The 25,722-nt window shown below is 61.5% G+C and carries 20 protein-coding genes and 1 riboswitch; of the genes, 14 read left to right on the top strand and 6 right to left on the bottom strand.

The annotated features are described in order from the left end of the window. Window positions 1-169: 169 nt before the first annotated feature. Window positions 170-1,117, bottom strand: coding sequence for a transcriptional regulator LeuO (gene leuO / locus ACYF6X_RS16885; RefSeq protein WP_063991416.1), 948 nt, complete (start codon window positions 1,115-1,117; stop codon window positions 170-172). Between the two features lie 872 nt (window positions 1,118-1,989). Here leuO and leuA point away from each other — a divergent pair. Genes leuA through leuD form a run of 4 tightly spaced genes read left to right on the top strand, consistent with a single transcriptional unit; the run spans window position 1,990 to window position 6,672 of the window. Continuing rightward, window positions 1,990-3,564, top strand: coding sequence for a 2-isopropylmalate synthase (gene leuA, locus ACYF6X_RS16890; protein ID WP_004932820.1), 1,575 nt, complete (start codon window positions 1,990-1,992; stop codon window positions 3,562-3,564). 2 nt (window positions 3,565-3,566) lie between these two features. After that, window positions 3,567-4,658, top strand: coding sequence for a 3-isopropylmalate dehydrogenase (gene leuB / locus ACYF6X_RS16895; RefSeq protein ID WP_033649192.1), 1,092 nt, complete (start codon window positions 3,567-3,569; stop codon window positions 4,656-4,658). Between the two features lies 1 nt (window position 4,659). After that, window positions 4,660-6,060: a 3-isopropylmalate dehydratase large subunit gene (leuC, locus tag ACYF6X_RS16900; RefSeq protein ID WP_044029698.1), complete on the top strand. Its 1,401-nt coding sequence runs from the start codon at window positions 4,660-4,662 to the stop codon at window positions 6,058-6,060. Between the two features lie 9 nt (window positions 6,061-6,069). Beyond that, on the top strand, window positions 6,070-6,672 hold the full coding sequence (gene leuD, locus ACYF6X_RS16905; RefSeq protein ID WP_063991417.1) for a 3-isopropylmalate dehydratase small subunit: 603 nt from the start codon (window positions 6,070-6,072) through the stop codon (window positions 6,670-6,672). A gap of 134 nt (window positions 6,673-6,806) precedes the next feature. Here leuD and ACYF6X_RS16910 read toward each other — a convergent pair whose 3' ends face one another. From ACYF6X_RS16910 to sgrT, 3 genes are all read right to left on the bottom strand, one after another. Next, window positions 6,807-8,279 (bottom strand): DASS family sodium-coupled anion symporter, encoded by a 1,473-nt coding sequence (locus ACYF6X_RS16910; RefSeq protein WP_130017886.1) that lies wholly within the window; start codon window positions 8,277-8,279, stop codon window positions 6,807-6,809. 144 nt (window positions 8,280-8,423) lie between these two features. Further along, window positions 8,424-9,620 (bottom strand): sugar efflux transporter, encoded by a 1,197-nt coding sequence (locus ACYF6X_RS16915; protein ID WP_130017885.1) that lies wholly within the window; start codon window positions 9,618-9,620, stop codon window positions 8,424-8,426. Window positions 9,621-9,774: 154 nt separating this feature from the next. Further along, complete coding sequence (gene sgrT, locus ACYF6X_RS16920; protein ID WP_004932838.1) at window positions 9,775-9,948, bottom strand: glucose uptake inhibitor SgrT; 174 nt, start codon at window positions 9,946-9,948, stop codon at window positions 9,775-9,777. A 90-nt stretch (window positions 9,949-10,038) separates the two neighbouring features. On the opposite strand from sgrT, the gene sgrR reads away from it, so the two are divergent. The 7 genes from sgrR (at window position 10,039) to ilvN (ending at window position 17,479) form a co-directional block, all read left to right on the top strand. Continuing rightward, the gene (sgrR, locus tag ACYF6X_RS16925; RefSeq protein WP_063991420.1) at window positions 10,039-11,700 is read left to right on the top strand and encodes an HTH-type transcriptional regulator SgrR; all 1,662 of its coding nucleotides are present in this window, start codon (window positions 10,039-10,041) and stop codon (window positions 11,698-11,700) included. A 37-nt stretch (window positions 11,701-11,737) separates the two neighbouring features. Beyond that, window positions 11,738-11,856: riboswitch (TPP riboswitch) on the top strand. Between the two features lie 57 nt (window positions 11,857-11,913). After that, window positions 11,914-12,900: a thiamine ABC transporter substrate binding subunit gene (gene thiB, locus ACYF6X_RS16930; RefSeq protein WP_107226753.1), complete on the top strand. Its 987-nt coding sequence runs from the start codon at window positions 11,914-11,916 to the stop codon at window positions 12,898-12,900. Beyond that, a complete protein-coding gene (thiP, locus tag ACYF6X_RS16935; RefSeq protein ID WP_130017884.1) occupies window positions 12,876-14,483 on the top strand; it encodes a thiamine/thiamine pyrophosphate ABC transporter permease ThiP in 1,608 nt (535 codons plus the stop codon). Before thiB ends, thiP begins: the two co-directional genes overlap by 25 nt. Then, a complete protein-coding gene (gene thiQ / locus ACYF6X_RS16940) occupies window positions 14,470-15,174 on the top strand; it encodes a thiamine ABC transporter ATP-binding protein ThiQ (RefSeq protein ID WP_107226752.1) in 705 nt (234 codons plus the stop codon). Before thiP ends, thiQ begins: the two co-directional genes overlap by 14 nt. 88 nt (window positions 15,175-15,262) lie before the next feature. Next, the gene (ivbL, locus tag ACYF6X_RS16945) at window positions 15,263-15,376 is read left to right on the top strand and encodes an ilvB operon leader peptide IvbL (protein ID WP_154747116.1); all 114 of its coding nucleotides are present in this window, start codon (window positions 15,263-15,265) and stop codon (window positions 15,374-15,376) included. Window positions 15,377-15,487: 111 nt separating this feature from the next. After that, the gene (ilvB, locus tag ACYF6X_RS16950; RefSeq protein ID WP_130017883.1) at window positions 15,488-17,182 is read left to right on the top strand and encodes an acetolactate synthase large subunit; all 1,695 of its coding nucleotides are present in this window, start codon (window positions 15,488-15,490) and stop codon (window positions 17,180-17,182) included. A 3-nt stretch (window positions 17,183-17,185) separates the two neighbouring features. Then, window positions 17,186-17,479: an acetolactate synthase small subunit gene (gene ilvN, locus ACYF6X_RS16955; RefSeq protein ID WP_016929110.1), complete on the top strand. Its 294-nt coding sequence runs from the start codon at window positions 17,186-17,188 to the stop codon at window positions 17,477-17,479. Between the two features lie 26 nt (window positions 17,480-17,505). Here ilvN and ACYF6X_RS16960 read toward each other — a convergent pair whose 3' ends face one another. Continuing rightward, window positions 17,506-18,276, bottom strand: a complete 771-nt coding sequence (locus ACYF6X_RS16960; protein WP_033637083.1) for a DedA family protein — start codon at window positions 18,274-18,276, stop codon at window positions 17,506-17,508. A 214-nt stretch (window positions 18,277-18,490) separates the two neighbouring features. On the opposite strand from ACYF6X_RS16960, the gene ACYF6X_RS16965 reads away from it, so the two are divergent. The 3 genes from ACYF6X_RS16965 to rluA all read left to right on the top strand — a co-directional run bounded on the left by ACYF6X_RS16965 (window position 18,491) and on the right by rluA (window position 24,719). Beyond that, on the top strand, window positions 18,491-20,857 hold the full coding sequence (locus tag ACYF6X_RS16965) for a DNA polymerase II (protein WP_130017882.1): 2,367 nt from the start codon (window positions 18,491-18,493) through the stop codon (window positions 20,855-20,857). 247 nt (window positions 20,858-21,104) lie between these two features. Beyond that, window positions 21,105-24,011 carry an RNA polymerase-associated protein RapA gene (gene rapA, locus ACYF6X_RS16970; protein ID WP_063991426.1) on the top strand — a complete coding sequence of 969 codons (2,907 nt, stop codon included), beginning with the start codon at window positions 21,105-21,107 and terminating at the stop codon, window positions 24,009-24,011. Between the two features lie 57 nt (window positions 24,012-24,068). Next, the gene (rluA, locus tag ACYF6X_RS16975; protein ID WP_130017881.1) at window positions 24,069-24,719 is read left to right on the top strand and encodes a bifunctional tRNA pseudouridine(32) synthase/23S rRNA pseudouridine(746) synthase RluA; all 651 of its coding nucleotides are present in this window, start codon (window positions 24,069-24,071) and stop codon (window positions 24,717-24,719) included. A gap of 143 nt (window positions 24,720-24,862) precedes the next feature. On the opposite strand, the gene djlA is transcribed toward rluA, so the two are convergent. Next, window positions 24,863-25,684 carry a co-chaperone DjlA gene (gene djlA / locus ACYF6X_RS16980; RefSeq protein ID WP_015376627.1) on the bottom strand — a complete coding sequence of 274 codons (822 nt, stop codon included), beginning with the start codon at window positions 25,682-25,684 and terminating at the stop codon, window positions 24,863-24,865. Window positions 25,685-25,722: the final 38 nt, after the last annotated feature.

Raw genomic sequence — 25,722 nt, forward strand, 5'->3', positions numbered from 1 at the left:
ATATTAATTATTTTTGCTGAACGAACAAACTCACTCTGAAAATAAGTTATTTTATCGCCGTAAAACCAAGAAACATCTTAATAAAAACACAGATAGTTCTTAGTTTTTATCATGAGAAAAAAACGCTCAGTTGAATATTATCTTTATGTGGCTTCCATTTTTTATCGCTTTACTTTGGGTTGCCTGCCTCAATCAGGACGGATTTCATCCACTGATGGCCTTTATCCCGCTCGGAGGATTCATGCCAAGAGAGATAGCAGGTGGCTTTATTATCATTGCCACATAAAGGAACCGCCTTTATTTTCAATGCCTCCGTCTGCTGTCGCACCAACCAGGCGGGCGCAATCGCCACCATTTCCGTTTGCGACACCATATTCAACACACTGTAGAGATCCGTGCACTGTTGCGTCACGGCGCGCAGCATCGGCTCCTCTAAATAAAAAGGTTTACTGAACGATCCAAAACTTTCCAGGGAAACCACGGCGTGCTGCTCGGCCAGCATGTGCTCCGGCGTCGCCTCCTCGCCCATTCTCGGGTGCGCCTGCGCAACCGCCAGCACTAATTCGTCGTCGAACATCGCCAGGCTGCGAAATTCCGCTGATTCGAAACGGCTGTAGCCGATGACAAACTCGACGTCCTGATAACGCAATTGATGTTCGATATTATTGTTAATGTATGACTTTATTTGCAGATTAAGCTGCGGTGCGATCTGTTTGACGTGATTGATTATCCCGGCGCCCAGGCGCAAGTCGAGCGGGCTGCACAGCGAAAGAGAGAACGCTCGCGTGCTGGTCAGCGGCTCGAACTCGGCACCCGGCAACTCATTCTGCACCAGCTGCAGCGCTTGCCGCACCGGACCAAACAGCTGCCTGGCCCGCATGGTGGGCTGGATCCCGCGCCCGCAGCGCACGAACAGTTCGTCGTTGAACATCACCTTCAGGCGCGCTACCGCGTTGCTCACTGCCGGCTGCGACATCCCTAACGAATTAGCGGCTCGCGTAATATTTTGCATTTGCATCACGGCGTCAAACACCGTCAGCAAATTAAGATCGACGCTGCGCAAATGAATGTCCGCCGGCTCTTTGACCATGGCGATTTCTGAATCATATTCAGCCATATTTCACTCCACTAAATCCTGTGTAGATAATCTAATCCTTATGCTCGACAAACAATGAAACGCCGCATTGTCTTATCTTTGCACGACAAATCCTGCCATTACCGTCATCAACCGATAAAAAACCTCGTGTTATCGACACGATATAAGTCGTATATGGAATACATGTCAGCAGCTTCCCCCGTCAACGAGAAGAATGCCACCTGGGTAGTACTAATAATTAGGTATCAACAATGATTAATACAATTAAACAACGTAGCCGCGCTGTATGAGACAAACTATAAAAACACATCATAAGCAATCAAACCATCTAAAAACACCGCTCACTTTGTGTAAAAACGCATTATTTTGTTATATTATGACTAAAACAATCAATTGTTCATATGGATTCAATTTAAATCATTTGTATTAAAAATGTTATTTTATTACTCCCCGTGATTAATCCCTCTTATTTTTTCATCACAAATCTTAACGCAACGAAATCCAGAAGCAATTAGCGCAGTCTATATTCGATTCGTTTATGCTAAGCAGCACGCAAACTGGACCCGTTTTTTCTCTAGGGCGTCGCTTTTTTGCCGCATGATCCTCTGTTCGGCCGATTAGCCGATGCATTGTCCCCGCATTCAATCAGGTGTTGACATCGCCAGGGCAATCACGTATCAAATTAGGCAGACACCCCATTTAAGAGAAGCTGAACCCTTATGATCCGTACTCACCGTCTACTAGGCCTACTACTTAACGCATCTTGTTTGCGCGGTATGCCTGTGGACGAAGTTCGGAGCTGACTCAGCCGATCACCCATAAGAAACCCGCGCTACTGCGCGGGTTTTTTTTTGCCCGCTTAGCGTGAAATCAACACGATAAGGAATGCACCGATGAGCCAACAAGTCATTATTTTCGATACCACGCTGCGTGATGGCGAACAGGCATTGCAGGCCAGCCTGAGCGTAAAAGAGAAGATTCAGATTGCGCTGGCGCTGGAGAGAATGGGCGTCGACGTGATGGAGGTCGGCTTCCCGGTCTCTTCGCCGGGCGACTTCGAGTCGGTGCAAACCATCGCGCGTCAGATCAAGAACAGCCGCGTCTGCGGCCTGGCCCGCTGCGTGGATAAAGACATCGACGTGGCCGCCGAAGCGCTGCGCGTCGCCGAAGCGTTCCGCATCCACGTATTCCTGGCCACCTCGACCCTGCACATCGAATCGAAGCTGAAACGCTCGTTCGACGAAGTGTTGGAGATGGCGGTGCGCTCGGTCAAACGCGCCCGCAACTACACCGACGACGTAGAGTTCTCCTGTGAAGACGCCGGCCGCACGCCGATCGACAATCTGTGTCGCGTGGTCGAAGCCGCCATCAACGCCGGCGCCACCACCATCAATATTCCGGACACCGTCGGTTACACCACGCCGAACCAGTTCGGTGGCATCATCACCACCTTGTATGACCGCGTGCCGAACATCGACAAAGCCATCATCTCCGTGCACTGCCACGACGATTTGGGCATGGCGGTCGGCAACTCCATCGCCGCGGTCCAGGCCGGCGCCCGTCAGGTGGAAGGCACCCTGAACGGCATCGGTGAGCGCGCCGGCAACTGTTCGCTGGAAGAGGTGATCATGGCGATTAAAGTGCGCCAGGACATCATGAACGTGCACACCAACATCAATCATCAGGAAATCTTCCGCACCAGCCAGATCGTCAGCCAGCTGTGCAACATGCCGATCCCGGCCAACAAGGCGATCGTCGGCTCCAACGCCTTCGCCCACTCCTCCGGCATTCACCAGGACGGCGTGCTGAAGAACCGCGAAAACTACGAAATCATGACCCCGCAGTCGATCGGCCTGAAAGACGTGCAGTTGAACCTGACCTCCCGCTCCGGCCGCGCGGCGGTGAAACACCGCATGGAAGAGATGGGCTACCAGGAGCAGGACTACAACCTGGATACCCTGTACGCCGCCTTCCTGAAGCTGGCCGACAAAAAGGGCCAGGTATTCGACTATGACCTGGAGGCGCTGGCCTTCATCAACAAACAGCAGGAAGAGCCGGAGCACTTCAGCCTGGGCTACTTCAGCGTGCAGTCCGGCAGCAGCATCATGGCCACCGCCTCGGTGAAACTGATCTGCGGCGGCGAAGAGAAAGCCGAAGCCGCCACCGGCAACGGCCCGGTCGATGCGGTTTATCAGGCAATCAATCGCATCACCGACTACCCGATCGAGCTGGTGAAGTACCAGCTGACCGCCAAGGGCCATGGCCGCGACGCGCTGGGCCAGGTGGATATCGTGGTCTCTTACAACGGCCGCCGCTTCCACGGCGTAGGTCTGGCGACCGACATCGTCGAATCCTCCGCCAAGGCGATGGTACACGTGTTGAACAATATTTGGCGCTCACAGCAGGTAGAAAAAGAAAAGCAGCGTCTGCAGCAAAACAAACATCAAAATAATCAGGAAACGGTGTGAACATGACGAAGACTTATCACATTGCCGTCTTGCCCGGAGACGGCATCGGCCCGGAAGTAATGGCTCAGGCGCGCAAAGTGTTGGACGCGGTGCGTCAACGCTTTGATATTCGCATCACCACCGCCGAGTACGACGTCGGCGGCATCGCCATCGATCGCCACGGCAGCCCGCTGCCGCCGGCGACCGTCGCCGGCTGCGAGCAGGCCGACGCCATCCTGTTCGGATCGGTAGGCGGCCCGAAATGGGAACATCTGCCGCCGGCTGAGCAGCCGGAGCGCGGCGCGCTGTTGCCGCTGCGCAAGCACTTCAAGCTGTTCAGCAACCTGCGCCCGGCGCGCCTGTATCAAGGGCTGGAGGCATTCTGCCCGCTGCGCGCCGACATCGCCGCCCGCGGCTTCGACATTCTGTGCGTGCGCGAACTGACCGGCGGCATCTACTTCGGCCAGCCGAAGGGCCGCGAAGGCCAGGGCATGCAGGAGCGCGCTTTCGATACCGAGGTGTATCACCGTTTCGAGATTGAACGCATCGCGCGCATCGCCTTCGAATCCGCCCGCAAGCGCCGCCACAAAGTGACGTCGATCGACAAGGCCAACGTGCTGCAAAGCTCCATCCTGTGGCGTGAGGTGGTCAATCAGGTCGCCAAGGATTACCCGGACGTGTCGCTGTCGCACATGTATATCGACAACGCCACCATGCAGCTGATCAAGGATCCGTCCCAGTTCGACGTACTGCTGTGCTCCAACCTGTTCGGCGACATCCTGTCCGACGAATGCGCGATGATCACCGGCTCGATGGGCATGTTGCCGTCCGCCAGCCTGAACGAGCAAGGCTTCGGCCTGTACGAACCGGCAGGCGGTTCCGCGCCGGATATTGCAGGCAAAGGCATCGCCAACCCGATTGCGCAGATCCTTTCCGCCACCCTGCTGCTGCGTTACAGCCTGGGCGCCGATGAAGCGGCCGACGCCGTGGAGCGCGCCATCAACCAGGCGTTGGAACAGGGCTACCGCACCGCCGATCTGGCCGGTGACGGTAAAGCCGTCAGCACCGATGAAATGGGCGACATCATCGCTCGCTTTGTAGCTCAGGGGGCATAACATGGCCAAAACCTTATACCAGAAGCTGTACGACGCCCACGTGGTGCACGAAGCGCCGAACGAAACGCCGTTGCTGTATATTGACCGTCACCTGGTGCACGAAGTCACTTCGCCGCAGGCGTTCGACGGCCTGCGAGCCATGGGCCGCAAGGTGCGCCAGCCCGGCAAAACCTTCGCCACCATGGATCACAACGTGTCGACCCAGACCAAAGACATCAACGCCAGCGGCGAGATGGCACGCATCCAGATGCAGGAGCTGATCAAGAACTGCGCGGAATTCGGCGTTTCGCTGTATGACCTGAACCACCCGTTCCAGGGCATCGTGCACGTGATCGGGCCGGAGCAAGGCATGACGCTGCCGGGCATGACCATCGTCTGCGGCGACTCGCACACCGCCACCCACGGCGCTTTCGGCTCGCTGGCGTTCGGCATCGGCACCTCCGAGGTGGAGCACGTGCTGGCGACCCAGACCCTGAAACAGGGCCGCGCCAAGACCATGAAGATTGAAGTCACCGGCGACGCCGCCGAGGGCATTACCGCCAAAGACATCGTGCTGGCGGTGATCGGCAAAACCGGCAGCGCCGGCGGCACCGGCCACGTGGTGGAGTTCTGCGGCAAGGCAATCGAAGCGTTGAGCATGGAAGGCCGCATGACCCTGTGCAATATGGCGATCGAAATGGGTGCCAAGGCCGGGCTGGTCGCGCCGGACGACACCACCTTCGCCTACCTGAAAGGGCGTCAGTTCGCACCAACCGGCGAAAACTGGGAGCAGGCGGTCGCCTATTGGCGCACGCTGAAGTCCGATGCCGACGCCCAATTCGATACCGTGGTGACGCTGCACGCCGAAGAGATCGCGCCGCAGGTCACCTGGGGCACCAACCCCGGCCAGGTGATCGCCGTCAATCAGGCGATCCCGGCGCCGGAATCGTTCAGCGATCCGGTCGAGCGCGCCTCCGCCGAAAAAGCCTTGGCCTACATGGACTTGAAGCCGGGCATCAAATTGACCGAGGTGCCGATCGACAAAGTGTTCATCGGTTCCTGCACCAACTCGCGCATCGAAGATCTGCGCGCGGCGGCGGCGATCGCCAAGGGGCGCAAGGTCGCCAGCGGCGTGCAAGCTATCGTGGTGCCGGGCTCCGGCCCGGTGAAAGCCCAGGCGGAAGCCGAAGGGTTGGACAAAATCTTTATCGAAGCCGGTTTCGAATGGCGTTTGCCGGGCTGCTCGATGTGTCTGGCGATGAACAACGACCGTCTGAATCCGGGCGAGCGCTGCGCGTCCACCAGCAACCGTAACTTCGAAGGGCGTCAGGGCCGCGGTGGGCGCACCCACCTGGTCAGCCCGGCGATGGCCGCCGCGGCCGCCGTTGCCGGTCACTTCGCCGACATCCGTGATATTCACTAAGGGGCTAACGTGGCTAAATTTACTCAACATACCGGCTTAGTGGTGCCTTTGGATGCGGCCAACGTCGATACCGACGCCATTATTCCCAAACAGTTTTTACAGAAGGTCACCCGCACCGGCTTCGGCCAGCACCTGTTCAACGACTGGCGTTTCCTCGACGACGCCGGCCAGCAGCCGAACCCGGAGTTCGTGCTGAATAAACCGCGCTATAAAGGCGCGAGTATCCTGTTGGCGCGCGAGAACTTCGGCTGCGGTTCCTCGCGCGAACACGCGCCCTGGGCGCTGACCGATTACGGGTTCAAAGTGGTGATCGCGCCGAGCTTCGCCGATATCTTCTACGGCAACTCGTTCAACAACCAGCTGTTGCCGGTGACGCTGAGCGAGCAGCAGGTGGATGAGCTGTTCAAGCTGGTGGACGCCAACGAGGGGACGGCGTTCGTGGTGGATCTGGAGAACCAGACGGTCAACGCCGGCGGCAAAAGCTATCCTTTCGAAATCGACAGCTTCCGCCGCCACTGCATGATCAACGGGCTGGACAGCATCGGTCTGACGCTGCAGCACGAAGCGGACATCTCCCGCTACGAAGCGCAGCAGCCGGCGTTTCTGAACTGATCGTCGGCGAATACCCTAAATAATTGGAACTGCGGCAAGGCGGCAAGTAAGTCAATCCCCTGGAGCTTAGTGTACTAAGTGACAGGGGTGCACTTACACAGCCAACACGGCGGCAGTTTCAAGTATGACGGGTATCACCAGTAGCCCAGCAGCTTCCACCACGCCCCACCGATCAGGATCCAGATCAACAGGTTAACCACGCTCATCACCCATCCCGCTTTCCACCATTCCCCCAGCGTCACGTAGCCGGAGCCAAAGATGATCGGCGCGGTGCCGGTGCCGTAATGCGTCAGCGACATCATCAGCGAGGAAGAGAACGCCAGGATCAGGCCCAGCAGCGCCGGTGGCGCGCCGAGCGCGATGCCTGCGGCGAAGAAGGCAGCGAACATCGCCGTCACGTGCGCGGTGGTGCTGGCGAAGAAATAGTGCGAATACAAATAGATGAGGGTCAGCAAGATCGTGCCGCCCACCCAGCTCATGCCCATATGGTCGATGCCGTTGCCCACGGTTTGCGACAGCCAGCCGATCAGCCCCAACTTGCCGAGGAAGCTGGCCATCATCACCAGCGCCGAGAACCACACCACGGTGTCCCACGCGCCTTTATGCTTGAGCACATCCTCCCAGCTCAGCACGCCGGTGGCCAGCAGCACCGCCAGGCCGATCAGCGCCGCGGTGGTGGGATTGACCGCCAGCGCCGGACCGAAGATCATCGCCGGAATGCCGGCCCACAACGCCAGCAACAGCGCGAACACGCCGAGGGTGATTTTCTCCGGCAGCGTTATCGGCCCCAGCGCCTGCAGTTTGTCGCGCGCGAAACGCGGCGCGTCCGGAGTACTTTTTACCTCCGGCGGATACAGCAGGTAGATGACCAGCGGCATCACGATCAGCGAGCACAGCCCCGGCACCAGGGCGGCAATCGCCCACATCGACCAGGACAGCTCGAAGTTGCCGTGGGTGCCTTTGGCGATCAGGCTGACGATCAACGGGTTAGGCGCGGTGGCGGTGATAAACATCGCCGAGGTAACCGGGTTGATGTTGTAGTTTACCAACGACAGGTAGCGGCCGATTTTGCCGGAGGTATTGAGCTCGGGTTTAGAGCCGAAGCTGTCGGCGATCGACTTCATGATCGGGTGAATGATGCCGCCGCCGCGCGCGGTGTTGCTCGGCGTCACCGGCGCCAGCGTGGTTTCCGCCAGCGTCAGCGCATAGGCGATGCCCAGCGTTTTCTTGCCGAACAGCGAAATGAAGTAGTAGCCGATGCGCGCGCCCAGCCCGGTTTTGTTCAGGCTGAGGGAGATCATGATCGAAAAGCCGATCAGCCAGATCAGCGGGTTGGAAAAGCCGCTGAGCGCATCGTCCAGCGCGGCGCCCGGCTTGCCGGGGTTGGTGACGCCGGTCACCGCCACCAGAGCGATGGCGATCACCGAAACCGCGCCGATCGGCATCGCTTTGCCAATGATGGCGATGATGGTGCCGATAAACAGCGCCAGCAGTTGCCAGGCGTTGGGCGCAACGCCCTCCGGCACGGGAATGAGGAACCAGATGATCAGCGTGGCGGCAAGGGCGCACAGGGAAGGAAGCGGTTTGAGCGGTGTGAGTTTATCCATAACGTTCCCACTGTTCTAAACGACAAGGCGGCATCTCAATAGCGAGACGGGCGTGAACGCAACGATCGCGCTCCATATGCCTTCAGCTTGGGCGTCCGCTTCTGCCTTCTCAATGACTTGCATCAAGAATGCCGTCGTTTGACCTCACACTTCACGCACTTTGGCGCTCATCCCGAGCGCCGCCAGCGCCAGCAGCACCGCCATCCAATATACCGAACCATGACCGAAATTTTCCACCAGCGCGCCCTGCAGCACCCCGGCCAGGATCACCCCGGTAGAGATGCTGTTGGTGAACAAGGTGGTGGCGGCGCCCGGTCGGCCCGGCATCAAATCCTGAAAATAGAGCATGCCGATACCGGCGACGATGCCGATAAACACCGCGTTGAGCAGCTGCAGCGCAATCAGGGCCGGCTTGGCCGCCAGCACCGTCAGCCCGAGGTAAAACAGCACGCCTGCCGCCACCGCCAGCAGCATCATGTTGCGCTTGCCGAAACGTTTGACGTAATAACCGGCCAGCAGCATCGCCGGGATCTCCAGCCCGGCGGCGGTGCCCATCAGCACCCCGGCCAACCCTTCCGGCAGGCCGAGATCGGCGGTGATATACAGCGGCATATCGATGATGTACAGGGTGTTGCAGGTCCACATCAGCATCGAGGCGATGAACAGCAACCGCACGTCGCGATTGCGCCAGGCGCTGGCGGGCGCGATCGGCGCAGACACCCCACTCTGCAGCCCCTCATTTCCCGCCGCGCGCGGCACCGAAGGCAGCATAAATCCCACCAGCAGCACGCAAAGCGCGAAGGTGGCGGCGGCGATCAGGAACATCACGGTAAAGCCGTAGTTCAGCGCCAACGCAAACGACAGCGGCGGGCCAATCACCCAGGCCAGCGAAAGCTGGGCGCGCATCACCGAGCTGAACATCACCACTTCACGCGCCTCGCGGTCGGCATATTCCCGCGCCAGCGCGAAAATCTGCGGCATGGCGGTGTTGGCAACGGCGGACATCAGCACCCCGGCGGTGATCAGCGTCAGGTAGTCGCGATTAAAGGCGAACAGCAGGCAGTTGCCGACCGCCATCAGGCAGCACAGCAAGATCAGCCTGCGCCGATCGCCGCGGGTGTCGGAGCGCTTGGCCAGCAGGAAACTGACGACGATGCCGGCCACCGCGTTGGCGGTGTAAAACAGCCCGACCCACAGCGGCCGCACCTTGACCTCGGTGGTCAGAAACAGGCTGAGCGTCGGCGTCAGCAACGCGCCGGCGATGCCGGAGAGGAAAGCGATCAGCAGGAATGCGGCAAAGATGGGGTTAATGCGCAGTGACAACCGGCTCAGGCGTTGCATATCGTCTTCCCTGACCTCAAAGCAGAAGAAAGAACCTTAGGCCACGGCGAGAAAAATGCAAGCGCATCGCCATGACCACGCATAAAAAAACCAGTGGGTCGCCCCACTGGCTGGTGAAACAGCACCATTACTCAGAAATTGGTTGCCGCGGCCCCTACAGGTGCTCGCGATACTGCTTATCGGTCATCTCTTTAATGTCCCATTGTGTCAGGTGCGCCAGCATCGCCAGCCGCGCCTGTTCGGGCACCACGCTCAGCCAGTCGGCGCGCTGGCGGCGCACCGCACTGAAGTAGCGCTGATAGAACTGTCTGGATAAGAAAGCTTTCATGATTACGCCCTCCCCTTTCATTGATGAAAATTATCGGCGTAATATAGGGAAAAAAAAATTGACGAGTTGAGGCAGGAGCGTTCCTCTTTTATGTCCACGTCCCGATTGCAGCAGCAGTTCATCCGTCTGTGGCAGCGCTGCCACGGTGAAACCACCGACACTACGCTGCAGGCGCTGGCGGAGGTGCTCAGCTGCTCGCGCCGCCACGTGCGCTCCCTGCTGAGCGCCATGCAGCGGGAAGGCTGGCTCACCTGGCAGGCGGAGTCGGGGCGCGGCAAGCGCTCGCGGTTAACCTTCCACTACACCGGCCTGGCGCTGCAGCAACAACGGGCCGAGGAGCTGCTGGAACAGGACCGCATCGATCAGTTGGTGCAGCTGGTGGGCGACAAAAACGTGGTGCGCCAGATGCTGCTGTCGCAGCTGGGCCGCAGCTTCCGCCAGGGGAAACACATCCTGCGGGTGCTCTACTACCGGCAGCTGTACAACCTGCTGCCCGGCTCGGCGCTGCGGCGTTCGGAGACCCATTTGGCGCGCCAGATCTTCAACGGCCTGACGCGCATAAATGAGGAAAACGGGGAACTGGAGTCCGATCTGTCTCACCATTGGCAGGCGCTGACCCCGCTGCACTGGCGGTTTTACCTGCGCCCGGCGATCCATTTTCATCATGGCCGCGAGCTGGAGATGGCGGACGTCATCACTTCCCTCTCGCGTCTGACCTCGCAACCGCTGTTCTCGCATATCGAGAGCGTCACCTCGCCGACGCCGTTCGTTATCGACGTGCAGCTGCGCAGCCCCGACCACTGGCTGCCCTGGCTGCTGGGCAGCGTGCAGGCCATGATCCTGCCGCGCGAATGGCGTGAACTGCCGGATTTCGCCCGCCATCCGGTCGGCACCGGCCCCTACCGCATGGTGCGCAACCATCCCAGCCAGATGAAGATCCACGCCTTCGACGACTATTTTGGCTACCGGGCGCTGATCGACGAGGTGAACATCTGGGTGCTGCCGGAGTTTTCCGAAGAGCTGGTGCACTCCGGCGTGCAGCTGCAGGGCGATGAAACCGGCAACAGCGAGCTGGAAAGCCGGCTGGAAGAGGGTTGCTATTTCCTGCTGTTCGATCAGCGTTCACCGCTGGCCGTCGACCCCGCCATTCGCAGTTGGCTGTGCGAATTGATCAACCCCATTTCGCTGCTGAGCCACGCCGGGCCGCTCTACCAGCGCTATTGGTCGCCGGCGTACGGCCTGCTGCCGCGCTGGCACCACAACCGCACGCTGGCGCAGCAGCCCAAGCCCGCGGGCCTGACCGAACTGACGATGACCCACTTCAATGAACATTCGGAGTTTCACGCCATTCGCCAGGCGATCGAACCGCTGCTGGCGCAGCACGGCATCCGTCTGATCGTGCAAAGCGTGGATTATGCCACCTGGCACCAGGGCGACGCGCGCAGCGATCTGTGGCTCGGCAGCGCCAACTTCTATCTGCCGCTGGAGTTTTCGCTGTTCGCCACGCTGTACGAACTGCCGCTGATGCAGCATTGCATGAACGAAGATCTGGCGCAGGACGCAGCGCTGTGGCGCGCCAACCGCTTGCCGCTGGCCGAGTTCTGCCAGCGTCTGGTCAGCAACCACCAGCTGCATCCGCTGTTCCACCACTGGCTGCAGCTGCACGGCCAGCGCAGCATGCGCGGCGTGCGGATGAACACCCTCGGCTGGTTCGACTTCAAGTCCGCCTGGTTTGCCCCGCCGGAGGCATAAGCGCCTTTCGCCCGGGTCGGTTAATCTTTACAATAGCGCCGTCTCAACGGGGTGCGGTAAGTCGGGCCACGTGATAAGCCCGATTTTCCGCTGAGAGCACACCCGTCGAACCTGATCCGGTCAATACCGGCGGAGGGATTTGAGCCCAGCGAACCGGCGACGCCGCCTCGCCCCCTCAGATGCCCTTGCCCCCTTATTTTTCAGGAGTGCAACGTGGTCAAAACATTTCTGCCCTGCTTATTGCTGCTGTGTGCCGCGCCGGTGTTGGCCAAGCCGACGCTGACGGTTTACACCTACGATTCCTTCGCCGCCGACTGGGGCCCAGGCCCGGCGGTGAAAAAAGTCTTTGAAGCCGAGTGCGACTGTGAACTGAAGTTCGTCGCGCTGGAAGACGGCGTCTCGCTGCTGAACCGCCTACGCATGGAAGGCAAGAACAGCGCCGCCGACGTGGTGCTGGGGTTGGACAACAACCTGTTGCAGGCGGCGCAGCAAACCGGCCTGTTCGCGCCGAGCGGCGTCGACACCGCCAAACTGACGGTGCCGGGCGGCTGGCAGGACGCGACCTTCGTGCCATACGACTACGGGTACTTCGCCTTCGTCTACAACAAAGAAAAACTGAAGAACCCGCCAAAAAGCCTGCAGGAGCTGGTCAGCGGCGATCGCAACTGGAAAGTGATCTACGAAGATCCGCGCACCAGCACGCCGGGCCTCGGCCTGCTGCTGTGGATGCAAAAAGTGTATGGCGACAAGGCGCCGGCCGCCTGGCAGCAACTGGCGAAGAAAACCGTCACCGTCACCAAAGGCTGGAGCGAAGCCTACGGCCTGTTCCTGAAGGGCGAAGGCGATCTGGTGCTCAGCTACACCACCTCTCCGGCCTATCACCTGATCGAAGAGAAAAAAGATCTCTACGCCGCCGCCACGTTCAGCGAAGGGCACTACCTGCAGGTGGAAGTGGCGGGCAAGCTGAAGGCCGCCAAACAGCCTGAGCTGGCGGAGCGTTTCATGCAGTTCATGGTGACACCGGCGTTCCAAAACGCCATCCCGACCGGCAACTGGATGTACCCGGTGATCAACACCCCACTGCCCGTCGGCTTTGAGCAGATGAACGTGCCGCAGACCGCGCTGCAATACAGCGCCGAAGAGGTGGCCAAACAACGCGGCGGTTGGATCCGGGCATGGCAAACCGCCGTCAGCCGCTGATCCCCCGCTGGCTCTGGCCGGGGCTGTTGGCCGCCGGCGTGATCCTGCTGGTCGCCGCGCTGGCGATGGGCTCGCTGTGGCGTCACGCGCCGGACAGCGACTGGCGCGGCCTGTGGCAGGACAGCTACCTTTGGCACGTGGTGCGCTTCACCTTTTGGCAGGCGCTGCTGTCGGCGCTGATTTCGGTGCTGCCCGCCGTTCTGCTGGCGCGCGCGCTCTATCGCCGCCGCTTCCCCGGCCGGCAGCTGCTGCTGCGGCTGTGCGCCATGACGCTGGTGCTGCCGGTGCTGGTGGCGGTGTTCGGCCTGCTCAGCGTCTATGGGCGCCAAGGCTGGCTGGCGACGCTGTGCGGCTGGCTGGGCATCGAATATGGCTTCTCGCCCTACGGTCTGCAGGGCATTCTGCTGGCGCACCTGTTCTTTAACCTGCCGCTGGCCACCCGCCTGTTGCTGCAGGCGCTGGAGAATATCCCGGTGGAGCAGCGCCAGCTGGCCGCCCAGCTGGGCATGAATGGCTGGCAGCAGTTCCGCTTCGTCGAATGGCCGGCGCTGCGCCGCCAGATCCTGCCGAGCGGCGCATTGATCTTCATGCTGTGCTTCGCCAGCTTCGCCACCGTGCTGTCGCTGGGCGGCGGGCCGCAGGCTACCACCATCGAACTGGCGATCTATCAGGCGCTGAGTTACGACTACGATCTGGGTCGCGCCGCCATGCTGGCGCTGATCCAGTTAAGCTGTTGTCTGGGGCTGGTGTTGATCAGTCAGCGCCTGAGCCAGGTATTGCCGGTGGGGCATACCCACGCCCAGCGCTGGCGCAATCCGGAAGACAGCCTGTGGCGACGCGTCGGCGATTTTCTGCTGATCGCCGCCGCGCTGTTGCTGCTGCTGCCGCCTCTGCTGGCGGTGATCGCCGACGGCGCCAATCAGGCCGTCGTCAGCGTGCTGCGCCAGCCGGTGCTGTGGCAGGCGCTGTTCACGTCGCTGCGCATCGCCCTCGGCGCCGGGCTGTTGTGCGTGGCGCTCACGATGCTGCTGCTGTGGAGCAGCCGCGAGCTGAAGCTGCGGCAGCACCTGCGCGGCGGCCAGGCGCTGGAGCTGAGCGGCATGGTGATCCTGGCGATGCCGGGCATCGTGCTGGCCACCGGCTTCTTCCTGCTGCTGAGCGATACGATCGGGCTGCCGCAGTCGCCCTATGCGCTGGTGATCCTCACCAATGCGCTGATGGCGGTGCCCTATGCGCTGAAGGTATTGGAGAACCCGATGCGCGACCTCGCCGAACGTTACAACCCGCTGTGCCTGTCGCTGGATATCCACGGCTGGCAACGGCTGCGGCTGATCGAACTGCGCGCGCTGCGCCGCCCGCTGGCGCAGGCGCTGGCCTTCGCCTGCGTGCTGTCGATCGGCGATTTCGGCGTGGTCGCCTTGTTTGGCAACGAGCATTTCCGTACCCTGCCTTTTTACCTGTATCAGCAGATTGGCGCCTACCGCAGCAACGACGGGGCGGTGACCGCGCTGCTGTTGCTGCTGTTGTGTTTCCTGCTGTTTACCCTGATCGAACGCTTACCGGGGCGCCATGCTGACGCTTGAAAAACTGACCTATCTGTACGAACACCTGCCGATGCGCTTTGATCTGCGCATCCAGCCGGGCGAGCGCGTCGCGGTGCTCGGCCCCAGCGGCGCCGGTAAAAGCACCCTGCTGAGTTTGATCGCCGGTTTTCTGCCGGCGGCCAGCGGCCGGCTGCTGCTGAACGATGAAGACCACACCGCCACGCCGCCGGCCAAACGGCCGGTGTCGATGCTGTTTCAGGAGAACAACCTGTTCGCGCACCTGACGGTGGCGCAGAACATCGGGCTGGGGTTAGATCCCGGTCTGCGCCTGACTGAACAGCAGCGCCAACAGCGGGCGCATATCGCCCGTCAGGTCGGCCTGGAGGAGCACCTGGAGCGCCTGCCGTCGCAACTTTCCGGCGGCCAGCGCCAGCGCGCCGCGCTGGCGCGCTGTTTGATTCGCCAACGGCCGATCCTGTTGCTCGACGAGCCCTTCTCGGCGCTCGATCCGGCGCTGCGCAACGAGATGCTGCAGCTGCTGCAGACGGTGTGCGAACAGCGCAACCTGACGCTGCTGATGGTGTCGCACAACCTCGACGACGCCGCGCGCATCGCGCCGCGCACGCTGCTGGTGGTCGACGGCCGCATCTACTACGACGGCCCGACGCAGGCCCTGCTGGACGGCAGCGCGCCCGAAGCGCGCGTGCTGGGCATCTTGGGTAAAGCGTGATCTGACGCGCGTTTTTTATGCTGCGCCAATAAACCTGTTGTGCGAATTTTGCGCCTGTGCTTTTATAAAAACCTGACTTTTTTTACTGATGATAAGGTTCCCTGTGATCGCATCCTCGCTGACTTCGACCCTACTAGTTACCGCGCTACCAGCCGCGGTGGTCGTCGTGCGTGTGGTGGTGGTCGTCGGCAATGCGCCGTAGGGTCCGAATCAACGCATCGATTCCCAAACCCCGCCGGCGCAAACCGGGCGGGGTTTCTTGTTTTAGCACCCTGCCCAGAAAAGCTCACCGGCCTTGAGAAAGGACAGGAACATGGCAACTTCGGGCACGCCTCAGCCGGGCACCCGCTTCACCGGCGCACAATTGATCGTTCATCTGCTGGAGCGGCAGGGCATCACCACCGTCGCCGGCATCCCCGGCGGCGCGGCACTGCCGCTGTATGACGCGCTGAGCCAAAGCACCCGCATTCACCACGTGCTGGCGCGCCACGAACAGGGCGCGGGCTTTATGGCGCAGGGCATGGCGCGCGCCAACGGCAAAGCGGCGGTGTGCATCGCCTCCAGCGGACCGGGCGCCACCAACCTGGTCACCGCCATCGCCGACGCCAAGCTCGATTCCATTCCGCTGGTGTGCATCACCGGTCAGGTGCCTTCTTCGATGATCGGCACCGACGCCTTCCAGGAGGTGGACACCTACGGTATTTCCATCCCAATCACCAAGCACAACCATCTGGTACGCGATATTCGCGAATTGCCGCAGGTGATCGTGGACGCATTCCGCATCGCCGAATCCGGCCGCCCCGGCCCGGTCTGGATCGATGTGCCGAAAGACGTGCAGACCGCCACCATCACCCTGGAGGAGCTACCGCCGATCGCCGTGCAGGACGCCGCACCGAGCTTCGATCCGGCGCTGGTTTCGCAGGCCGCCGCGATGATCAACCAGGCGCAACGCCCGATCCTCTACCTGGGCGGCGGCATCATCTGCGCCGACGCTCACCGCCAGGCGCTGGAACTGGCCGAACGCGCCGGTCTGCCTACCACCATGACGCTGATGGCGCTGGGGTCGATGCCGGTGGAACACCCGCTGTCGCTGGGCATGCTGGGCATGCACGCGGCGCGCAGCACCAACTTCATTCTGCAGGAGGCCGATCTGCTGATCGTGCTGGGCGCGCGCTTCGACGATCGGGCAATCGGCAAAACCGAGCAGTTCTGCCCTAACGCCGCCATCATTCACGTGGATATCGACCGCGCCGAGCTGGGCAAGGTCAAACAGGCCAACGTGGCGATCCATGCCGACGTCGGCCAGGTGCTGCAACAGCTGCTGCCGCAGATCGACACGCAGCCGCGCAGCGCGTGGCTGAGCACCGTCAATGACCTGAAGCGCGAGTTCCCGTTCAACATGCCGAACGCCGACGATCCGCTGAGCCATTACGGCCTGGTGCTGGCGGCCGCGCGCTGCGTGGACGACAGCGCCATCATCACCACCGACGTGGGCCAGCATCAGATGTGGGTGGCGCAGGCCTATCCGCTGAGCCGGCCGCGCCAGTGGCTGACTTCGGGCGGCCTGGGCACCATGGGCTTCGGTCTGCCGGCGGCGATCGGTGCGGCGTTGGCGGAGCCCGAGCGCAAAGTGCTGTGCTTCTCCGGCGACGGCAGCCTGATGATGAACATTCAGGAAATGGCCACCGCGGTCGAACACGATCTGGACGTGAAAATCATTTTGATGAACAACCAGGCGTTGGGGCTGGTGCACCAGCAGCAAACCCTGTTCTACCAGCAGCGCATCTTCGCCGCCGCCTATCCGAAGCGCACCGACTTCCTGAAGATCGCCGCCGGATTCGGGCTGGATACCTGCGATTTGAACGCCGCGGAAGATCCGCAGGCCGCGCTGGCCGAAGCGATCCAACGCCCGGGCCCCTGCCTGATCCACGCGCTGATCGACATCAACGAAAAAGTGTTCCCGATGGTGCCGCCGGGCGCCGCCAATATCGACATGATTGGAGAATAAGCCATGCTGCAACCACAAGATAAACCCCAGGTGATCCTGGAGCTGGCCGTGCGCAACCATCCCGGCGTCATGTCGCACGTTTGCGGGCTGTTCGCTCGCCGCGCGTTCAACGTCGAAGGCATTCTGTGTCTGCCGCTGAAGGACGGCCAGCAGAGCCGCATTTGGCTATTGGTCGCCGACGATCAGCGGCTGGAGCAAATGATCAGCCAGGTGGAAAAGCTGGAAGACGTGCTGCAGGTGAAGCGCCACAGCGAAGACGTGCGGGTATTTGAACAGCTGGAAGCGTTCTTCCAGTAATACGAAGGGGGCTTACGCCCCCGCAATCATTGCCCGGACAGCACCTGCCACAACAGGTGCCGATACACCGGCATCAAGGGCTGCTGGCTCAGCAGATAACCGACCGCCAGCGCCGCCAGCCAGCTCAATCCGCACACCACGCGCAGCCGCAGCGGCGTCAGCCAACGGCTCAGCCGATCGGCGCTGCGCTTATCCTCACGCCACCAGCGCCAACTCAGCCACACAGCCAGCCAGATCGTGAGCGCCGCGGCGAGCAGCAACCACTTGAACATCGCGCTGTTGGCGCCGGCGGGAATGTCGATCGCCACGCCCGCCAGGATGCCGGGGAAGAAATAGACCGGCGGCCAGGTCAGGCAACCGATGATATTCGGCAAGGCAAACTTGTACGGCGGTAGATCGAGCATGCCGGCCACCATCGGCACCAGCGGGCGCGTCGGGCCAACGAAGCGGCCGATCAGAATGGTCGCCATGCTGTGCTGGTGCAAGGCGTGTTCGGTTTTGTCGAGCAGCGCTTTGTTCTTCTTCAGGAACGACCAGCGGTGCAAGGGCCCTTTGAAGGCGCGGCCGACGAAATAGGAGATCCAGTCGCCGAGCAGGCAGCCGACGATCCCCGCCGCCCAGGCGTAGTAGAAGTCCACCTTGCCGCTGCCGATCAGGGCGCCGATGCTGGCCATCATCACCGTGCCGGGCAGCAGCAGCCCCACCAGCGCCAGCGACTCGAGAAAAGCGACCAGCAGGACGACCATCAGGGTGAAAGCCAGTGACTGGGTGATCAAATCTTGTAAATAGGCTTCCATTACACCTCTGCGGATTATTCGGCCAAACGGGGCCGAGGATTTTCCAGCGGCGCCGCTGGCGAGTCAATCGATGAATTGTATGCGTATTTGGCAGCGCCGAACGCCGATGGACAATGACTGTATAAAAACACATACTATAATTTATCTATATTAGCGCCAAAACCGACATCTCGCTGAATGTCGCGCACGCCGCCCGGTGGAAGACGAAGGGGTTATGACAGCACTGCAACAGGGTTTCCTGCTCACTCGCCACTGGCGCGACACGCCCGCCGGCACCGAGGTCGAATTTTGGCTGGCGACCGACGCAGGCCCGCGTCAGCTGCGCTTGCCGCCGCAAACCTCGGTAGCGTTTATCCCCGCCGAACAAAAGCCGCGCGCGGAACTGCTGCTGCGCGAAGAACGGCAAGTCGAACTGAAACCGCTGGCACTGACGGATTTTCATCACCGCCCGATGCTGGGGCTGTACTGCCGCCAGCACCGTCAGCTCATCAAGCTGGAAAAACTGCTGCGGGAAGGCGGCGTTACGGTCTACGAGGCCGACATTCGCCCACCCGAACGCTACCTGATGGAGCGCTTCATCACCGCGCCGGTGTGGTTCAACGGCCAGGCCAACGGCGGCGCGCCCTTGCTCAACGGCCAGATGAAGCCGGCGCCGGACTACCGCCCGACGCTCAGGCTGGTGTCGCTGGATATCGAAACTACCGCCCACGGCGAACTTTACTCTATCGCGCTGGAAGGCTGTGGCCAGCGGCAGGTCTACATGCTGGGGCCGGCCAACGGCGGCGATGCGCCGCTGGATTTCGATCTGGAATACTGCGCCAGCCGCCCCCAACTGCTGGAACGGTTGAACGCGTGGCTGGAGCGCCACGATCCTGACGCCATCATCGGCTGGAACCTGGTGCAGTTCGATCTGCGGGTGCTGCAAAAGCACGCCGAACGCTACCAGATCCCGCTGCGGCTGGGGCGTGGCGGCAACCTGTTGGAGTGGCGCGAGCACGGCTTCAAACAGAACCACTTTTTCGCCGCTGCCGCCGGCCGCCTGATCATCGACGGCATCGAAGCGCTGAAGTCCGCCACCTGGAACTTCCCCTCCTTCAGCCTGGAATACGTTTCGCAGGCGCTGCTGGGCGAAGGCAAGGCGATCGACAACCCTTATCAGCGCATGGCGGAGATCGACCGACGCTTCGCCGAAGACAAGCCGGCGCTGGCCCGCTACAACCTGAAGGACTGCGAGCTGGTGACGCGCATCTTCGCCAAGGCCGACCTGCTCAACTTCCTGCTGGAACGCGCCACCGTCACCGGACTGGCGGCCGATCGCAGCGGTGGATCGGTGGCGGCCTTCAGCCACCTCTATATGCCGCGCATGCACCGCCTGGGCTTTGTCGCCCCCAACCTCGGCGAACAGCCGGAGGAACACAGCCCCGGCGGCTTCGTGATGGACTCCCAGCCCGGCCTGTACGATTCGGTGCTGGTGCTGGACTATAAAAGCCTGTATCCGTCGATCATCCGCACCTTCCTGATCGATCCGGTCGGGTTGGTGGAAGGCATGCGCCACCCAAACGACGCCGATTCGGTGCCCGGTTTTCGCAACGCCCGCTTCTCGCGCAGCAAACACTGCCTGCCGGCGATCGTCGAGCAGATCTGGCAGGGGCGCGAAGCCGCCAAGCGCCAGCACAACAAGCCCCTGTCGCAGGCGCTGAAGATCATCATGAACGCGCTGTACGGCGTGCTGGGATCGAGCGGCTGCCGCTTCTTCGATCCGCGGCTGGCGTCGTCGATCACCCTGCGCGGCCACGAGATCATGCGCCAAACCCGCGAACTGATCGAAGCCGAAGGGTATCAGGTTATTTACGGCGACACCGATTCCACCTTCGTGTGGCTGAAACAGCCGCATGACGAGCAGCAGGCGGCGCAGATCGGCCGGGCGCTGGTGCAGCGGGTCAACGCCTGGTGGCAGCAGCATCTGCAGCAGCAGTTCGGGTTGGAGAACGCGCTGGAGCTGGAGTTCGAAACCCACTATTCCCGCTTCCTGATGCCGACCATTCGCGGCGCCGAACAGGGCAGCAAGAAGCGCTACGCCGGCCTGATCGCACGCGCCGGCGGCGAGGAAGAGATGGTGTACAAAGGCCTGGAAACGGTGCGCACCGACTGGACGCCGCTGGCGCAGCAGTTCCAGCAGCAGCTCTATCAGCGCATCTTCAAACGGCAGCCCTATCAGGACTATGTGCGCGACTACGTCGGCAAAACCCTGAACGGCGACTTCGACGATCAGCTGGTGTACCGCAAACGCCTGCGCAGAAAGCTCGACGACTATCAGCGCAACGTGCCGCCGCACGCCCGCGCCGCGCGCATCGCCGACGACTACAACCGCAGCCAGGGGCGGCCGCTGCAGTATCAGAACGGCGGCTGGATCAGCTACGTGATGACCGTCGCCGGGCCGGAACCGCTGGAGACGCGCCATTCCCCCATCGACTATCAGCATTACCTCGAACGCCAGCTGCAGCCGGTGGCAGACGCTATACTCCCTTTCTTGCACGACGACTTCACCACGCTGGTCACCGGGCAGATGGGGCTGTTTTGAGATTGCGCCAGGTTAAGAAAAATCATCCGGTTTTGCAGGTGACGAACGCGCCGCCTTCCATTACCATAGCGCCCTTCCCAAAACTGAACCACGCTTAGCCCTGCCGTCTCACGACGTCTGCATGGCGTGAACGGCTATTGCCCGTCAAATTTAAAACAAACCGGGATTAGCAGACGTTCAGTACAGGTGCCGCGGCCCTTCCCGCCCGGTAACAAGACTTACTTACAAAGAATCGAGCCGACAATATATGCCTTTTACTCTTGGTCAACGCTGGATCAGCGATACGGAAAGCGAATTAGGACTGGGCACCGTCGTGGCGCTGGACGCGCGCATGATTACCCTGCTTTTCCCCGCCACCGGTGAAAACCGCCTCTATGCCAGAAACGATTCGCCGATCACCCGCGTGATGTTCAACCCGGGCGATACCGTCAGCAGCCACGAGGGGTGGCAGCTGCAGGTGGAAGAGGTGAAAGAGGAAAACGGTCTGTTGACCTATATCGGCACCCGCCAGGACACCCAGGAAAGCGGCGTGGCGATGCGTGAAGTCCTGCTGGACAGCAAGCTGACCTTCAGCAAACCGCAGGATCGCCTGTTCGCCGGCCAAATTGACCGCATGGACCGTTTCGCGCTGCGTTTCCGCGCGCGCAAATACCAGAGCGAGCAGTATCGCCTGCCGTTCGCCGGCCTGCGCGGCATGCGCGCCAGCCTGATCCCGCACCAGCTGCACATCGCCCATGAAGTCGGCCAACGCCATGCCCCGCGCGTCCTGCTGGCGGACGAAGTCGGCCTCGGCAAAACCATCGAAGCCGGCATGATCATCCACCAGCAGCTGCTGGCGGGCCGCGCCGAGCGCGTGCTGATCGTGGTGCCGGAAACGCTGCAGCACCAGTGGCTGGTGGAGATGATGCGCCGCTTCAACCTCTACTTCTCGCTGTTCGACGACAGCCGCTACGCCGAAGCCAAGCTCGACAGCAGCAACCCGTTCGAAACCGAACAGCTGGTGATCTGCTCGCTGGACTTCGTGCGCCGCAACAAGCAGCGCCTGGAAGAGCTGGCGGACGCCCAGTGGGATCTGCTGGTGGTTGACGAAGCGCACCACCTGGCCTGGAGCGAAGAAGCGCCGAGCCGCGAATATCAGGTGATCGAACAGCTGGCCGAGCATATCCCCGGCGTGCTGCTGCTGACCGCCACCCCGGAGCAACTGGGCCAACAAAGCCACTTTGCGCGCCTGCGCCTGCTCGATCCGAATCGTTTCCACGACTACGGCGAGTTTGTCGCCGAGCAGCAGAAATACCGCCCGGTGGCCGACGCCGTCACCCTGCTGCTGAGCGGTGAGCGCCTGGCCGATGACAAGCTGAACCTGCTGGGCGAGCTGATCGACGAGCAGGACATCGAACCGCTGCTCAAAGCCGCCAACAGCGAAGGCGACAACGCCGAGCAGGCGCGCCAGGAGTTGGTTTCCATGCTGATGGATCGCCACGGCACCAGCCGCGTGCTGTTCCGCAACACCCGTAACGGCGTGAAGGGCTTCCCGCACCGCAACCTGCACCAGATCAAGCTGCCGTTGCCGACCCAGTACCAGACCGCGATCAAAGTCTCCGGCATTATGGGCGCCAAGAAGTCCGTCGAAGCGCGCGCGCGTGACATGCTATACCCGGAGCAGATCTATCAGGAATTCGAGGGCGAAAATGCCACCTGGTGGAACTTCGACCCGCGCGTCGAGTGGCTGCTGGACTACCTGCTGGCCAACCGCAACGAAAAAGTGCTGGTGATCTGCGCCAAGGCCGACACCGCGCTGCAGCTGGAGCAGGTACTGCGCGAGCGTGAAGCGATCCGCGCCGCGGTGTTCCACGAAGGGCTGTCGATCATCGAGCGCGACCGCGCCGCCGCCTACTTCGCCTCCGAAGAGGAAGGCGCGCAGGTGTTGCTGTGTTCCGAGATCGGCTCCGAAGGCCGCAACTTCCAGTTCGCCAGCCAACTGGTGATGTTCGATCTGCCGTTCAACCCGGATCTGCTGGAGCAGCGTATCGGCCGTCTGGACCGTATCGGCCAGATGCACGATATCCAGATCATGGTGCCTTACCTGGAACACACCGCACAGGCGGTGCTGGGGCGTTGGTTCCACGAGGGGCTGGATGCCTTCGAACACACCTGCCCGACCGGCCGCACCATCTACGACAGCTGCTACGAGCAGTTGATCGGCTATCTGGCCGCGCCGACCGAACAGGAAGGCTTCGACGAATTCATCCACGCCTGCCGCCAGCAGCACGATCAGTTGAAAGCGCAGCTGGAACAGGGCCGCGACCGCCTGCTGGAGATGCACTCCAACGGCGGCGACAAAGCCCAGGCGCTGGCCGCCGCCATCGCCGAGCAGGATAACGACGTCAACCTGGTGGGCTTCGCGCTCAACCTGTTCGACATCGTCGGCATCAATCAGGAAGACCGCAGCGACAGCCTGATCGTGCTGACGCCGTCTGACCATATGCTGGTGCCGGACTTCCCGGGCCTGCCGCAGGACGGCTGCACCGTCACCTTCGACCGCGATCAGGCGCTGTCGCGCGAAGACGCGCAGTTCGTCAGTTGGGAGCACCCGATCATCCGCAACGGACTGGATCTGATCCTGTCCGGCGACACCGGCAGCTGCGCGGTGTCCCTGTTGAAAAACAAAGCGTTGCCGGTCGGCACCCTGCTGGTTGAGCTGGTCTATGTAGTGGAGGCCCAGGCGCCGAAACACCTGCAGCTGACGCGCTTCCTGCCGCCGACGCCGATCCGCATGCTGATGGACCGCAAGGGCACCAACCTGGCGGCTCAGGTCGAGTTCGAAAGCTTCAACCGCCAATTGAACGCGGTCAACCGCCACACCTCCAGCAAGCTGGTCAACGCCGTGCAGCAAGACGTGCACGCCATGCTGCAGCAGGCGGAAAGCCTGGTGGAAGCGCAGGCGCGCACGCTTATCGAACAGGCGAAGCAAGAGGCGGACGACAAGCTGAGCGCCGAGCTGGCGCGTCTGGAAGCGCTGAAGGCGGTCAACCCGAACATCCGCGACGACGAAGTCGAAGCGCTGGAGTTCAACCGCCGTCAGGTGCTGGCCAACCTCAATGAAGCAGGCTGGCGCCTGGACGCCATTCGTCTGGTAGTGGTCACCCACCAGTAACCGGCGCGACGCGGGGAGGCAGCCGCCTCCCCGTTCGGCCCTTTTCGCGGAGCCAAGATGGAACCCTACAATCCCCCGCAGGACCCGCTGCACATCCTGTATCAGGATGAACACATCATGGTGGTCAACAAGCCCAGCGGCTTGCTGTCGGTGCCCGGCCGCGCGCCGGAAAACAAAGACAGCCTGATGACCCGCATTCAGGCCAATCACCCGGCCGCCGAATCGGTGCATCGGCTGGACATGGCCACCAGCGGGGTGATCGTGGTGGCACTCAACAAGGCCGCCGAGCGCGAGCTGAAGCGTCAGTTCCGCGAACGCGAACCGAAGAAATCCTATATCGCCCGCGTTTGGGGGCATATGGCGCATGACGAAGGGTTGGTGGACTTGCCGCTGATCTGCGACTGGCCGAACCGGCCGCTGCAAAAGGTGTGTTTTGACACCGGCAAAGCGGCGCAAACGGAGTATCGGGTGCTGTCACGCGACGCCGACGGCAGCACCCGCGTGATGCTGACGCCGATCACCGGCCGCTCGCACCAGCTGCGGGTGCACATGCTGGCGCTGGGGCACCCAATCCTCGGAGACGGCTTCTACGCCCCGCCGGAGGCCAAGGCGATGGCGCCGCGGCTGCAACTGCATGCGCAAGAGCTGCGCATCACCCATCCCGCTTTTCAGACGCCGATGCACTTTCGCACCGAGCCGGATTTCTAAGCGCATCACCCAGGGATACCCTAAATAATTCGAGTTGCAGGAAGGCGGCAACTAAGCGCAGCCCCGGGAACGTACAAAAAGTACGTGACCGGGGTAAGCGCGGGCAGCCAACGCACCTGCAGCTCGAAGTATGACGGGTATCGTTATTTGAAGCCTTTCTCGCGTTTGATCAGGTCGTACGCCGCCTGAATCTCCTGCGCTTTCTGCTTGGCCATTTCCATCATCTGCGGCGGCAAGCCTTTCGCCACCAGCTTATCCGGATGGTGTTCGCTCATCAGCTTACGGTAGGCGCGTTTGATGGTGGCGGCATCGTCGCTGCTGCGCACGCCGAGCACCTTGCACGCGTCGTCGAGCGTCGGGCCGCGCTGAGCCTGCTGATAGCCCCCCTGCGAATACCCGCCCTGCTGACCGCCGCCGAACTGGCGCCCGCCCTCCATCATGCTGAGGAACTGGTCAAACTGCGCGCGCGAAATGCCCAGCTCTTCGGCGATGACGTACAGCACCTGACGTTCGTTCGGGTGCAACGAGCCGTCGGCGAACGCCGCCTGAATCTGAATTTCCAGAAACATCCGAATCAGATCGAAGCGGCCAAAACAGATGCTGCGGAACTGCTGCAGCGTCTCACGCAGCGGGAACTGGCTCTGTTTGCCCTCGCGAAACGCCTGCTGCGCCGCGGTGCGCGCTTCGCCGTGCAGTTGCAGGCGATCCATGAACAGGCTGGCGATCTGGATATCCGCCTCGGTAACGCGTCCTTTGGATTTGGTCAGGTGGCCCATCACCTGAAAAGTGGTGCGGAAAAATAGCGTTTGCCGCGTTTGCTGGTCGGTGAAGAACCCCCGGCTGCGCTTGTTGCTGCGCGCCGTATCGATCATGTGACCAATAATCAGCCCCAGAACTACACCCCAGAATCCCGCGCCAGACCAGATGGCGACGATGACGCCGAGCAGTTTTCCCCAATACTGCATATACTCCTCAATTATCATGCCGAAAGCCGCCGTCCCCC

It is taken from the genome of Serratia sp. ID 25-353 (assembly GCF_054792795.1).